The 12,361-nt window shown below is 58.9% G+C and carries 11 protein-coding genes and 4 pseudogenes; 8 read left to right on the top strand and 7 right to left on the bottom strand.

What is annotated here, in order from left to right:
* Positions 1-89: 89 nt before the first annotated feature.
* The 3 genes from BZ163_RS10910 to BZ163_RS10900 are packed head-to-tail and all read right to left on the bottom strand — an operon-like array spanning position 90 to position 2,344.
* The gene (locus BZ163_RS10910) at positions 90-500 is read right to left on the bottom strand and encodes an SRPBCC family protein (protein ID WP_128870918.1); all 411 of its coding nucleotides are present in this window, start codon (positions 498-500) and stop codon (positions 90-92) included.
* 27 nt (positions 501-527) lie between these two features.
* Positions 528-1,325, bottom strand: a complete 798-nt coding sequence (locus tag BZ163_RS10905; RefSeq protein WP_128870917.1) for an SDR family NAD(P)-dependent oxidoreductase — start codon at positions 1,323-1,325, stop codon at positions 528-530.
* A gap of 2 nt (positions 1,326-1,327) precedes the next feature.
* A complete protein-coding gene (locus BZ163_RS10900; protein WP_128870916.1) occupies positions 1,328-2,344 on the bottom strand; it encodes an aldo/keto reductase in 1,017 nt (338 codons plus the stop codon).
* Between the two features lie 208 nt (positions 2,345-2,552).
* On the opposite strand from BZ163_RS10900, the gene BZ163_RS10895 reads away from it, so the two are divergent.
* The 6 genes and pseudogenes from BZ163_RS10895 to BZ163_RS36355 all read left to right on the top strand — a co-directional run.
* A complete protein-coding gene (locus BZ163_RS10895; protein ID WP_128870915.1) occupies positions 2,553-3,452 on the top strand; it encodes a LysR substrate-binding domain-containing protein in 900 nt (299 codons plus the stop codon).
* 551 nt (positions 3,453-4,003) lie between these two features.
* Positions 4,004-4,366 (top strand): DUF6124 family protein, encoded by a 363-nt coding sequence (locus tag BZ163_RS10890; protein ID WP_128870914.1) that lies wholly within the window; start codon positions 4,004-4,006, stop codon positions 4,364-4,366.
* Positions 4,367-4,664: 298 nt separating this feature from the next.
* A complete protein-coding gene (locus BZ163_RS10885; RefSeq protein WP_305881747.1) occupies positions 4,665-6,041 on the top strand; it encodes an AAA family ATPase in 1,377 nt (458 codons plus the stop codon).
* Positions 6,038-6,763, top strand: coding sequence for a retron system putative HNH endonuclease (locus tag BZ163_RS10880; protein WP_128870913.1), 726 nt, complete (start codon positions 6,038-6,040; stop codon positions 6,761-6,763). Before BZ163_RS10885 ends, BZ163_RS10880 begins: the two co-directional genes overlap by 4 nt.
* Before the next feature lie 185 nt (positions 6,764-6,948).
* Positions 6,949-7,446 (top strand): annotated as a pseudogene (locus BZ163_RS36360) (LysR family transcriptional regulator); the annotation flags it as partial.
* A pseudogene (locus tag BZ163_RS36355) lies at positions 7,443-7,614 on the top strand (DUF6124 family protein); the annotation flags it as partial. The pseudogenes BZ163_RS36360 and BZ163_RS36355, both read left to right, overlap by 4 nt.
* A gap of 209 nt (positions 7,615-7,823) precedes the next feature.
* Here the strand turns inward: BZ163_RS36355 and BZ163_RS10870 are convergent.
* A pseudogene (locus BZ163_RS10870) lies at positions 7,824-8,090 on the bottom strand (transposase); the annotation flags it as partial.
* A 169-nt stretch (positions 8,091-8,259) separates the two neighbouring features.
* Between BZ163_RS10870 and BZ163_RS10865 the strand changes: the two are divergent.
* Together BZ163_RS10865 and BZ163_RS10860 are read left to right on the top strand one after the other, a co-directional pair.
* A complete protein-coding gene (locus BZ163_RS10865) occupies positions 8,260-9,360 on the top strand; it encodes an RHS repeat-associated core domain-containing protein (protein ID WP_128870912.1) in 1,101 nt (366 codons plus the stop codon).
* Positions 9,357-9,690 (top strand): annotated as a pseudogene (locus tag BZ163_RS10860) (LysR family transcriptional regulator); the annotation flags it as partial. The gene BZ163_RS10865 and the pseudogene BZ163_RS10860, both read left to right, overlap by 4 nt.
* Here the strand turns inward: BZ163_RS10860 and BZ163_RS10855 are convergent.
* The 3 genes from BZ163_RS10855 to BZ163_RS10845 form a co-directional block, all read right to left on the bottom strand.
* Positions 9,611-10,207 (bottom strand): DinB family protein, encoded by a 597-nt coding sequence (locus tag BZ163_RS10855; protein WP_128870911.1) that lies wholly within the window; start codon positions 10,205-10,207, stop codon positions 9,611-9,613. The pseudogene BZ163_RS10860 and the gene BZ163_RS10855 sit on opposite strands and share 80 nt — an antisense overlap.
* 103 nt (positions 10,208-10,310) lie before the next feature.
* Positions 10,311-11,099, bottom strand: coding sequence for an SDR family oxidoreductase (locus BZ163_RS10850; RefSeq protein WP_128870910.1), 789 nt, complete (start codon positions 11,097-11,099; stop codon positions 10,311-10,313).
* A 241-nt stretch (positions 11,100-11,340) separates the two neighbouring features.
* The gene (locus BZ163_RS10845) at positions 11,341-12,279 is read right to left on the bottom strand and encodes a cyclase family protein (RefSeq protein WP_128870909.1); all 939 of its coding nucleotides are present in this window, start codon (positions 12,277-12,279) and stop codon (positions 11,341-11,343) included.
* Between the last annotated feature and the right edge of the window lie 82 nt (positions 12,280-12,361).

The following is a 12,361-nucleotide window of genomic DNA, read 5'->3' as shown; positions in this document are numbered from 1 at the left end:
TGGCGAAGGCGGTGGATCAGTCGACATCATTGTCACTGAACGGACGCCTTCGCCAGCAAGCCGGCTCCTACAGGGGAGTGGTGGTGTGGTCAGGCCGGGTAGTTAGCCCGCAGGGCCTCCAGCCCACCCTGATAAATCCCGGTAAACAGCGCCACCACTTCCTCATCACTCACACCCACCGGCGCAAACCGCCCCGACCAGGTCACCCGTGCGCCCTGCCCTTGCGCCTCGACACTGAGTGTCGCCAGGTAGTCGGTCGCCGGAAACGGGGCCTGCACAATCGAGTAGCTATACGTCTTGGCCGCGTCATCAAACGCCTGAAGCCGCTCCACCACCACCGCCCCATCCGCCGTTTGCAGACTGCGCACCCGCCCGCCTTCACTCAGTTCGCTCTGGGGAATGAACGGCAGCCAGTCCGGCAGCGAGTTGAAGCCGCCGATCAATTGCCAGACCTGATCGGCCGAAGCCGGGATATCGATAAACGCTGATGCAGTTGCCATGTACTGTTCTCTCTTAATCAGTAAGGTTCAAATCGCCATGCTGTCGACGACACCGCCGTCGACCCGAAGCGCCGCGCCAGTGGTGGCCGAGGATAGCGGCGAAGCGATATACGCCACCAGGTTCGCTACTTCCTCGACATTCGCCACGCGCTGGATGATCGATGTCGGCCGCGACTTTTGCACAAAAGCGTCGGCTTCTTCCTGAACACTGCGACCGGACGCGGCGATGGCATCCTTGAGCATCAGCTCCACGCCATCGGTCAACGTCGGGCCCGGCAGGATTGCATTGACCGTTACCCCAGTGCCGGCCAGCCGTTTGGCCAGTCCATGGGACACCGCCAGGTTGGCGCTTTTGGTCACGCCATAGTTGAGCATGTCCGCGGGGATCGCGATCCCGGATTCCGAAGACAGGAAAATCACCCGCCCCCAGCCCTGCTTGACCATGTCCGGCACGTAATGCCGGGACAGGCGTACACCGGAGATCACGTTGACCTCATAGAAGCGCGTCCACTCGCTATCGGGCGTGTCGAAGAAATCCACCGCGTCGTAGATCCCGAGGTTGTTCACCAGAATGTCGGCCCGTGGTTCGGCGGCGAACAGTTTATCCGCGCCTTCAGCCGTACCGAGGTCAGCCGTCAGCCCGCGCAGTTGCGCACCGGGCACCTGCTGGCGAATGCTCGCCAGCGCCTGCTCGACCTTGGCCGTGTCGCGGCCGATCACCACCACCGTGGCACCGGACTCGGCCAGTGCCTTGCTGATACCCAGGCCAATGCCGGCGGTGCTGCCGCTGACGATGGCAAGTTTTCCAGTCAGATCGATTTTCATGCTCAAGCTCCTGTGATGGGCAATGGTGCGCGCTCGGAGACCAGCTTCGCCTCGCGCATCGCCTGCCAGAACGCGGCAGGAATCACCGCCGACAACGCAGCCACATCTTCGGCAATCCGGTCCGGACGGCTGGAACCTGGAATCACCGCCGCCACCGCCGGGTTCGCCAGGGAAAACTGCAACGCCGCCGCCTTGATGTCGACCCCGTGGGCCGCTGCGATACGTTTGATTCGCTCGACTTTATTGACGATCGCCGGGCTGGCCTTCTGGTACTCGAAGTGCGCGCCACCCGCCAAAATGCCCGAGCTGTACGGCCCCCCGACCACGATCTCGACATTCTGCGCCAGCGCCGCGTCCATTAAACGCTGCAACGCACGGTCATGATCGAGCAGCGTGTAGCGCCCCGCCAGCAGAAAACCGTCCGGCTGCGCTTCGGTCAGATCAAGGGTCAGTTCGCAAGGCTCGACCTTGTTCACGCCCAGGCCCCAGCCCTTGATCACGCCTTCTTCGCGCAAACGGGTCAGCACTTTGAATGCGCCGGTGCGGGCCTGATTGAAATATTCGAGCCATTGATCGCCGTAGAAGTCCTGGGCGATGTCATGCACCCAGACGATGTCCAGGCGATCGGTTTGCAGGCGCTTGAGGCTGTCTTCGATCGAGCGCAGGGTCGCGTCGGCGCTGTAGTCGTTGACGATCTTGTTCGGACGACCGTGTTCGAACACCCCGCTCTTCTCGCCCAGATCCCGGGCCGCGGCGTCTTCGACTTCATCGAGAATCACCCGACCGACCTTGCTGCTCAACACATAGTCGTCGCGGTTGTACTGGGCCAGCGCGGCGCCCAGACGGATCTCCGACAGGCCCGAACCGTAAAACGGCGCGGTGTCGAAGTAACGCACGCCGGCATCCCAGGCCGCGTGCACGGTGGCCATCGCCTCTTCTTCGGGAATGGCGCGAAACATGTTGCCCAAGGGTGCGGTACCGAAGCCCAGGGTGCCGGGCAGTTTGTCTTTCAAGCTCATGAATGAATCCTCTTGAATATGTAGGAGCCGGCTTGCTGGCGAAAACGCTAAAACAGTCGCCGCAATTATTGCGAGACGATCCACTATCCCCAGCAAGCCGACTCCTACAGAACGGTTTGTGTTGCGTTGCCGATGAGCAAATCCTAGATTGCGAGCATCGGACCGTCCAAGACATAATGTGCAGCACTTGAGTCCCCAGAGGTCTGACATGATCGACATCCGCCAATTGCGCTACTTCGTCGCCGTCGCCGAAGAAGAACACGTCGGTCGCGCCGCCGAACGCCTGCACATTTCCCAGTCGCCCCTGAGCCGGCAGATCGCCCAGCTCGAGGAACGCCTGGGCCTGACCCTGTTCGAACGCAGCCAGCAGCGCATCCGCCTGACCCGCGACGGCCAGACCTTCCTCGCCGAAACCCGTGCCCTGCTGACCCACGCCAACCGCCTGGAATCCCTCGGCAAGCGCCTGGGTCGCGGCGAAGAAGGCGGCCTGTGCATCGGCTACATCGAAAACGCCATGCATGCCGGGGTGTTGCCAAACGCGTTGCGGGTGCTGCGGGTCGACCGGCCGAACGTACACGTCGCGCTGTACAACCTGAGCTCCGCCGAACAACTCGAAGGCCTGCGTCAGCGTAGTCTGGATATTGCCTTGGTCAGTGAACCGCCGACGGACGATGACTCCGACCTGCTGGGCTTCCAGGTGCTGGACGACCCGATGCTGCTGGCGTTGCCCGAGCATCATCCCCTGGCACAGCAGACCACCTTGACCCCGGCGGACCTGGCCGATCAGGAATGGATCGGCGTGCAACACCGCCAGAACTGCGCCAGCCGCGAAGACTTCGTCAGCGCCTGCATCCGCGCCGGTTTCACTCCGGACATTCGCATGGAGGCCACCGAACCCTTCACCGCGTTGGGGCTGGTGGCGTCGGGGCTAGGGATTGCGATGATCCAGAAAGGCCTGAGCCGCAACGCACCACCGGGGGTGGTGCTGCGGGAGGTGCCATGGATTGCCTTCACCACACCGCTGTGGGCGGCGTGGCACCGGATCAATCTGCGACCGCTGGTGGAGACGTTCAGGAAGGTGCTGACCGAGCCAGCGTCGGCCATATAAAAAAGGCAGATGATTCCAATATCCGTCAGCTATACGCAGTCCCTGTGGGAGCGGGCTTGCCCGCGATGGCGGTCTGACAGACACCGTTATGTCGGCTGACACTCCGCTATCGCGGGCAAGCCCGCCCCCACAGGTCAGTGTTCATCCGATAGATATCTTTTCGCGGGAAATCCGTGCATTAAACAGCGCCCGGCGGCGCTTGTTTAAAAGCCTTGCAGGTTACTTCACAAAAGCTACACCACCTTGCGCCGTTGCCTACAGTTACGCCAGAATCCGCCGGCTTGTGCGCCTTGGGCCTGGGCTCTATCGTTTCCCGGTCGCTGAAAAACAGCGATCGGGTTTCGCAGCCCGGGTAAATTCTAGGCGCACAACGTCTACCGTCCATGAGCAGACGCTTTATCAGGTCTGTCACTCATGTCATGGCGGCTGTGCGCGGGAGATCTTCGGATCTGCCGGGTTCCTAGAGTCCTGGTCTGCGAACCCGCGTACAGCTGCCACCTTTTTCGTTTCGCAGCGAATGTTGGCAGCTCCAATTCTCTAGGAGTTCCACCATGTTCAAGGTCACCCCAAATCCCCCGGACACCGATCCAGCATCCCCCTACGAAAACCTCGGTTCAAAAAAACCCCACGAAGCCGCCGAACACGCCTTCGACTTTCACTCCAATACCCCCGCCGACATCATGGCCACCCCGCGCACACCCGGCACCATGTTCTTCGTCAACCCGCAACTCGATACCGAAACCCTGCTGGTCCACGCGTGCGAGTCACTGGCCTCGGCCAACGTCATGGCCATGGACCTGGCGGACCATATGAATGGACCCAGCCGCAACGCCCTGTTGGGCATTGCGCAAGTCATCATGCTGGGCGAACTGGCGGTGAACCGGGCGCTGGATCAACTCGATCCACCCAACTAGCCGCAATCCTGTAGGAGCCGGCTTGCCGGCGAAGAGGCCGGCACATCCAACATCGTTGTCGCTTGTCATACTGCTTTCGCCGGCAAGCCGGTCTCCCACAGTGTCCGCATCCAGCTTCACGGACTTGAGGTGGCTTTGCGCGCCCTTGCTTGATTTGTTCTCAATCAGTCCGGGGCTGAGCAAGTTATGACCGGCATTCTTTAGCGTTTTTGCAGTTTGCATTTAGTATGCTGACTCGACTGCAACGCACAGGTGTATTCCCTATGTTTGGCCAGATAACGAAATCGGAGAAAAAGCTGTGAGGCTCGACAAGCTGCGCATTCAGAACTATCGCTGCTTTGGAGAGTTCGAGATCGACTTCGATCCGCATCTGACCATACTGATTGCTTCCAACGGTGGCGGTAAAACCACCATTCTGGATGCGGCCCGGGTCGCTCTGTGGCCTTTCGTCAAAGGCTTCGATCTTGGCAGCCAGACAGGGAAATCCGCCACTATCCAGAACGAAGATGTGCGACTCGCACAATTCAGCAGTGGCAACATGGAGTCTCAAACGCCCAGTGCCATTGAAGCCTGGGGGAGATGGGCGGACGGCGCTGGCCGGGACCATTGGTTGCAGCAACGCCTGAGCTTGAAAAAATCCACCAATACTATCGGCGACGCTGGCTCGAAAGCGCTTACCTCATACGGAAAATCGCTTCAGGAGCAGGTGCGTAACGATACGCAGGTGATTTTGCCCATGGTGACCTACCTGGGAACTTCACGACTCTGGTACGAGGGGCGATTCACCTCGGCCGCCGCTCAAACTACGCTCGACAAGAGCGAATATTCCAGGACGTCCGGGTACCTGAACTGCCTGTCCTATTCGTCCAGTTTCAAAACCTTCACTGCCTGGTACAGCTGGATCTACCTCAGCTATCGTGAAGCCCAATTGATCGCTCTGGAGCGCAAAGAAAAAATCTCCGAAGCCGGGCTGCGCTTTGAACAGATTATCGCAGCCATCAAGAATGCCATAGACCGGTTGATAAAAGTGCCCACCGGCTGGCACAGCCTTGAGTACAGCGCCAGCCATCAACAGCAGTTGGTCATGCACCATCCTGAACAAGGGGTGTTGCCTGTCGATATGCTCAGCGATGGACTGCGCAACAGCATTGCCATGGTCGCCGACCTCGCCTTTCGTGCCTGTAAACTCAACCCGCATCTCGAGGCGCGAGCACCGCTGGAAACACCAGGTATCGCGTTGATCGATGAAGTGGACATGTTTCTACATCCCTATTGGCAACAGTCAATCATAGGATCATTGCGAGCTGCTTTTCCCGCCATGCAGTTCATCGTCACGACTCATAGCCCGCAGGTGCTCAGCACTGTCCGGCGCGAAAATATCCGGGTAATCGGCCAAGACGCCCGAGGCCTGTTGATTGCTTCCCAGCCCCTTGCCATGACCTACGGTGAGCCGAGCAACAGCGTGCTTCACAGTGTGATGCAGGTCGATCCACAGCCGCCAGTCGATGAAAAACGCGACTTGCTGCAACTCACCGAATGGGTGGACAAGGGCCGCTACGACGAACAGCGCACGATTGATCTGATGCAGCAGCTTACCCAGGCCCTAGGCGAACAGCATCCTCAGCTTCAGCGTCTTCAACGCAGCATAAAGCGGCAAGAGGCATTGAAGGGATGAAGTCGGTTCGCAAGCGCGGTAATGGTCCTTTTCAGCTGAATAACTCACATGCCAACCCGCCAATGACAAGCGATGCCGCCACCAGTCGCTGGAGCAGTTTTGGCTATAAGACCCAGGTCCTGGACTATCTGCTGGAGGAGCAGTACGGGTTGTGTTGCTACAGTGAACTGCGGCCCGACCGGGTTGGGCTTGGTTTCCACATAGAGCACGTCGAGAACAAGAGCCAACATCCTCAGCGAACCTTTGACTATGGCAACCTGGCGGCCGGTGCGCTGGATAGCCAAAATGATTTGCCGGCGCTCAAGACGCAAGGCGCTGAATTGTTTGGTGGTCACGCGCTCGGTAAGTCGAAAGGTGTCGATAGGGACCGCTTCATCTCGTGCCATCAGCCAGACTGTGTGCGCTTCTTCGCCTACTTGTCCGATGGCCGTGTGGTGCCTGCCGATGGACTGTCAGCGCCGGACGATGATCGTGCTCGATACACCATCGATTTGCTCAACCTCAATAGCCCTTATCTTCAAGATCTGCGCCAACGCTGGTGGGAAGAACTTGAACAGCTTTTTGAGGAACACATTGGCCAGGATATGAACCTGCATTGTCTCGCGGGTATCGACCTTATACCCACCGGAGCAAAGCTGAGTCAGTTCTTCAGTATGACTCGGGCGTTTTTTGGCAAAATTGCCGAAGAAGTACTTCAGCACGACGCTCCCCATCTGCAGTGACACACAGGACCTGTAGGAGCCGGCTTGCCGGCGAAGAGGCCGGCGCATTCAACCTCTCCGTCGACTGACACACCGCTTTCGCCGGCAAGCCGGTCTCGTTCCCACAGCCCCCTCCTCGCCACAGTAAGCCCTCAAGGGGGATTGGTGCTTTACTAAAAGACCCCAAGCCCCACCGAGCCCCCACCATGAACCGCAACGACCTGCGCCGCGTGGACATGAACCTGCTGGTGATTTTCGAAACCCTGATGTTCGAGAAAAACCTCACCCGCGCCGGAGAAAAGCTGTTCCTCGGCCAGCCCGCCGTCAGTGCCTCACTGGCCAAGTTGCGCGATCTGTTCGACGACCCGCTGCTGGTGCGTAACGGCCGCGTACTGGAGCCGACGCAGCGCGCGCTGCAGATTCTCAAGGAGTTGCAGCCGGCGATGGACACCATTTCCGGGGCGGTCAGCCGGGCCAAGGATTTCGACCCGTCCACCAGCCGCGATGTGTTTCGCATCGGCCTGTCCGACGACGCCGAGTTCGGCCTGTTTCCGCCGCTGCTCAAGCAGATGCGGGAGGAGGCGCAGAACGTGGTGGTGCGTCGAGTGAATTTCCTGCTGATGTCGTCGATGCTCGCCAGCGGAGAGATTTCCGTCGGCGTCAGCTGCACCCCGGAACTGCCGGCCCATACCAAGCGCAAGAAACCCTGCTGGCCCATGCTTGCGAATCGCTGGCCTCCACCAACGTCATGGCCATGGACCTGGCGGACCATATGGACGGACCAGCCGCAACGCCCTGCGGGCATTGCGCAAGTCATCATACTGGGCGAACTGGCAGTGAACCGGGCGCTGGATCAACTCGATCCACCCGACTGGACGCAACCTGTAGGAGCCGGCTTGCTGTCGAAGAGGCCAGCACACCCAACATCGTTGTCGCCTGTCATACCGCCATCGCGGGCCAGCCGAATCGTCGTTCCCACAAGAATCATTGGTAGTCATTAAATCCGAGTTCACACTAGCCCACAGTTGGAGACCGGCTTGCCCGCGAAGAGGGAATGTAAGTTGGCATTACCATTACCTGACTGCTCGTTGAGCCTGATGTGAAGACGTTTGAGCAATTGATCGAAGGCGCCTCGGTTGCGCCAATCACGAAAGCGTTGATAGACCGTAGACCAGGGCCCAAATCGCTCCTGCATGTCTAGCCAAGCAGCGCCTGAGCAAAGCACCCATAGGTTGCCATTCTGCATCAAGCGATCATCTGCCCTTGGGCGACCACCGCGCCGGGCTTCGATGAAGAGGTCTGCAACCAATTCCCAGGCTGCGTCGGTGAGCTCATACCGTTTGGCCATCGTGGGCTCCTGCATTTGATGGACGCGGACTCTACTGAATCCCGACGCATACGGGGTTCAAATGAGTTTCAGCTGATTTCGTACCGGACCTAGCAGTTCTGCTAGTTCCCACCCGTCACGAAACCGGCAACACTGGTCACTCGAAATAAGACCGATGGAGCACTGACTCATGAGGCGCCTACACTCATCGCAACAATGCCACTATCGCTACGATGCCCTTGATCGCTTGATTGGCCATACACCATCTGATGAACCTCAGCTTCAACGCTTCTACTGCAAAAACCGGATGACCACCGAGATACAGGACGCGATGAAATATTCCATTGTCCAGCACGGTGATTTATTGTTGGCACAGTTGAGTATTCAGGACAATGCAGTTAAAGCCTCGTTACTGGCTACTGATCAGCAGCGTACCGTAACGCAATCACTTAACGCCGATCATCCACCACAGCCCATCGCCTATTCTCCCTATGGCCACCGCGCCCCGGAAAATGGGGAACTCAGTTTGCTGGGCTTCAATGGCGAGCGACCTGATCCGGTGACCGGGCATTATTTATTGGGCTGTGGATATCGGGCGTTTAATCCGGCTTTGATGCGGTTTAACAGTCCGGACAGTTTGAGCCCGTTTGGAGAGGGCGGGCTGAACCCCTACACATATTGTTTAGGGGATCCGACTAACAACTCCGATCCAGACGGACACAGCACGCTGGGTTTAGGGGCCGTCCTACGGCTTAGAATTCTGGCAAAAAGGGCAGCCATAAACGTCGTAAAGAAAAACGGCACTATTACCATGCATCGCAATAGCTCGATTCCACTAATATCGAAACCCAGGCCGGGAATAACGGCAAAAAACGCAGTAAATCAACGATCAAGAATAGAGAAATTATACCACCTTGAATCAAACCGATACATCGAAAACCAAAAGTTTAATTATGATCTAGCATTCGCAAAAAATACAGCCACAGCGGATCCATCAATGAAAAAAAGATTTGACTTATTATCAAGCATCCAAACAAAATCACGCACCAACTCACTATGGTCCGACGCCTTTGATTACAGAAAACTTGCCGAGAGAACAGATGAGACAGCTTCAGCCAGCGCCACCAGAATTTATTACCTTGACGAACTGACGAAACATACGCTATCTGTCAATAAACAGAATAGAGGCTACGAAATAGCTAAGCAGATTGATGAAGCTTACTTTATTCGCATAAAAAAAATAATAGATGCTGTCTACAAATGCCCATCAGCACTGTTTGCTGCTGGTTAAAGTTATGGAACGGCGACTCGCGGAGCCTGGATGAATGCTGCGAAGGGCCACACGCCAACGTCGTGTTCCGGTCACTTGACCGGTGTAATCGACAACAACCTCGCGCGCATCAGCCCATCGCGCCGTACGGTGCTGGCGGTGCCGCAGTTCGCCGGCCTGTGCGCGTTGATCGAGGGCAGCAGCCAGTTGCGGGCCGACGACCCGCCGTTTGACCTCAACCTGTCCGAACTGTCGATGGTCTGGAACGGGGTCAACGATAACGATCCGGCAGAACGCTGGTTGCGCTCGAAAATTGTACGCCACATGTCCGCGCCACCGCCGGCGCATTGAGCGGGCGGAAATACACCTGATCGGATTCGCGCAGGTACACCGGCAGGTCCGTGACCGGTGGCATCGCCGGGATCTCGAAATACATCTGCACCACCCAGCCGCGGTGGTAGCTGGCGTGATTGACCACGTGCAGCAGCATCGCGCCGGCGCTCATGGTGCCGCTTTCGCCCGAGACAAAACTGAACTCGACGGGGTGATCCAGCGAATCATCGGTCTGGCGCTCGCTCCAGTCGCAGTACCAGTGATCGATGTCCTTTTGCGCCTCGCGCAGCTCGGCCAAGTCGGGATGCAGCAAATCGTGTGAGGTCTTGAAGCCGTGCCCTCGGCCTTCGAGGTGGGCCTGCCAGATGCAGTCCACGACGTAGATGTGGTTCAGGGTGCCGATCATGTTCTTGAACACCGAGACCCGATCTTTATTGACCTCGCCGGGCGGCAAGGCGCTCAGGCTGTCGAAGAGGCGTTGATCGGCCCAGCGTTTGTAATCGGCAAGCATGCGGGCAGTGCGTGCGTTGATCATCGGAGGTCTCCCACTTCAATGGGCGCACTGCCAAGCATAGCCCTCATCGACGAACGGCATCGCAGACGCTGATCATCGGTACACCTTGACCGGGCCAGGAAGATCAGAAGGTTCCGGGGTAACTGCCGCCATCCAGCAACAGGTTTTGCCCGGTGAGGAAGCCGGCGTGGGCGCTGCAAATGAACGCACAGTAAGCGCCGAACTCATCGGGCTGGCCGAAGCGCTGGGCCGGAACCTGCTTGCGCCGCTGTTCGCCGACGCTGTCGACGCTGGTGCCAGTGGCGTCGGCGGCGGCGCTCAGGGTCTTGTGCAGGCGCTCGGTCTCGAACGGCCCCGGCAGCAAGTTGTTGATGGTGACGTTGTTGCCCGCCAGCCGGGACTGGCGCGCGAGCCCGGCGATGAAACCGGTCAAGCCACTGCGGGCGCCATTGGACAGGCCGAGCACATCGATCGGCGCCTTCACCGCGCCGGATGTGATATTGACGATGCGCCCGAAACCGCGCTCGGCCATGCCATCGACGCAGGCCTTGATCAGCTCGATGGGCGTCAGCATGTTGGCATCCAGCGCCTTCAGCCAGTCCTCGCGCTGCCAGTCGCGGAAATCCCCCGGCGGCGGCCCGCCGGCGTTATTGACCAGGATATCCACCTGCGCACAGGCGGCCAATACCTGCTCACGCACCGCCGGCTCGCTGATGTCCCCGGCCACCGTGCGCACTTCGATGCCGGGTGCCAGTTGGCGCAATTCGTCTGCCGCCGCCTGCAAGGTTTCGTTGCCCCGGGCGTTGATCACCAGGTTGACGCCCTCCTTTGCCAAGGCCCGCGCACAAGCCAGCCCCAGCCCCTTGCTGGCGGCACAAACGATCGCCCAGCGTCCCGTTATTCCCAATTCCATGACCCTGCTCCTGTTGGTTGAGTGCGAAGAAAATCCTCGTGGGTTTTTACGTTACCACTGTCTGGCATGCGCTAACGATGGATCAATGCCCGCCGGTGATCTCCCCTGTGGGGAGATCGGATTGCCGGCGAAAGCGGAGTGTCAGCCCCATCAATGTTGACTGACACGCCCTCTTCGCGAGCAAGCTCGCTCCCACAGGTTTTTGCGCAAGCCGGCCAAAACCACTCGTTTCCAGAGGTCTTTAGCGAATCGCCACCGGGTTGATGTTGACCTGGGTCGAGCCCTTGTACAGCGGCTGCCCCAGCACGAACATGAACGCCCAGGCCTTGTCCCGGACCAGTGCGCGGCTGTCGATCAGCTCGAGGTTGTAGATGCCGTTTTTCGCCAGCATGAACTGATTGACCGGAAACTCCTGGCCGTCTGTGCCCGGATAGATTTCCGAGGCCCAGGTATCGCCGCCGAACGCGACGATCTGTTTGTCCGCCAGCCACTTGGCCGCCGCCATGCCGATGCCCGGTTCCACGGCGAGGAATTTTTCGTTGTCCTTGCCCAGCAGCTCCAGCCAACCGGTGTTGAACAGCACCACGTCGCCCTTCTCAATGGTGATGCCTTGCAGGTCCAGGGCTTTCTGGATATCGGCGACGCTGAACTCGGTTTTCTCCGGCACGATGGCGCTGCCGTACACCGCCGTCATGTCCAGCACCACGCCACGGGTGACGATCGGCGGGACTTTCTCGATGCCGAGTTTCTGCACCCCTTCCACGGTCACGAAATCCGCCGCGCGGTTGCCGTTGTAATAGACGTTGTCGATGCCGATGTGGCCGATGCCGTTGAGTTGGGTGCCGACACCGGTCCAGCCCACCACCAGTTCGTCGTTGAAGGTGAACTTGTTCGGCCCCATGGTGGTGCCGCCGGCTTCGCCGGGTTGGATGTTGGTCAGATGAAAACTGCGATGGCGGAAGGCCGGCAGGTTTTTATCGATGGGCACCGCCAAGGGGTAGGTTTTGCCGGTCTTGATCAGTTTCGCGGCGTTGAGCACCGACTCGGCGTTCAACAGATTGAGCGCACCGATCTCATCCTTGGCGCCGTATTTCGACGGATACCATTTTTCGGTCTCCGCGGCGTGGGCGGCATTGAGGGTGAACAACAGGGCAAACGGCAGTACCAATCGGTTCAGCATGGGTGGTCCTTGTCTGGTTGCAGTGAACCCAAGGTACGCAGCCCTGCGGTGGGGAAACAGACAGGTACCGGTAATACAATTG

The organism is Pseudomonas sp. VI4.1, assembly GCF_002029345.1.
Taxonomy (GTDB): Bacteria; Pseudomonadota; Gammaproteobacteria; order Pseudomonadales; family Pseudomonadaceae; genus Aquipseudomonas.
The sequence above is the reverse complement of the archived record's forward strand: the minus strand, read 5'-3'. Positions and strand labels throughout refer to the sequence as shown.

Coding starts and splice junctions, on each gene's coding strand:
- BZ163_RS10910 (WP_128870918.1), bottom strand. CDS start 500: ATGGCAACTGCATCAGCGTTTATCGATATCCCGGCTTCGGCCGATCAG.
- BZ163_RS10905 (WP_128870917.1), bottom strand. CDS start 1,325: ATGAAAATCGATCTGACTGGAAAACTTGCCATCGTCAGCGGCAGCACC.
- BZ163_RS10900 (WP_128870916.1), bottom strand. CDS start 2,344: ATGAGCTTGAAAGACAAACTGCCCGGCACCCTGGGCTTCGGTACCGCA.
- BZ163_RS10895 (WP_128870915.1), top strand. CDS start 2,553: ATGATCGACATCCGCCAATTGCGCTACTTCGTCGCCGTCGCCGAAGAA.
- BZ163_RS10890 (WP_128870914.1), top strand. CDS start 4,004: ATGTTCAAGGTCACCCCAAATCCCCCGGACACCGATCCAGCATCCCCC.
- BZ163_RS10880 (WP_128870913.1), top strand. CDS start 6,038: ATGAAGTCGGTTCGCAAGCGCGGTAATGGTCCTTTTCAGCTGAATAAC.
- BZ163_RS10865 (WP_128870912.1), top strand. CDS start 8,260: ATGAGGCGCCTACACTCATCGCAACAATGCCACTATCGCTACGATGCC.
- BZ163_RS10855 (WP_128870911.1), bottom strand. CDS start 10,207: ATGATCAACGCACGCACTGCCCGCATGCTTGCCGATTACAAACGCTGG.
- BZ163_RS10850 (WP_128870910.1), bottom strand. CDS start 11,099: ATGGAATTGGGAATAACGGGACGCTGGGCGATCGTTTGTGCCGCCAGC.
- BZ163_RS10845 (WP_128870909.1), bottom strand. CDS start 12,279: ATGCTGAACCGATTGGTACTGCCGTTTGCCCTGTTGTTCACCCTCAAT.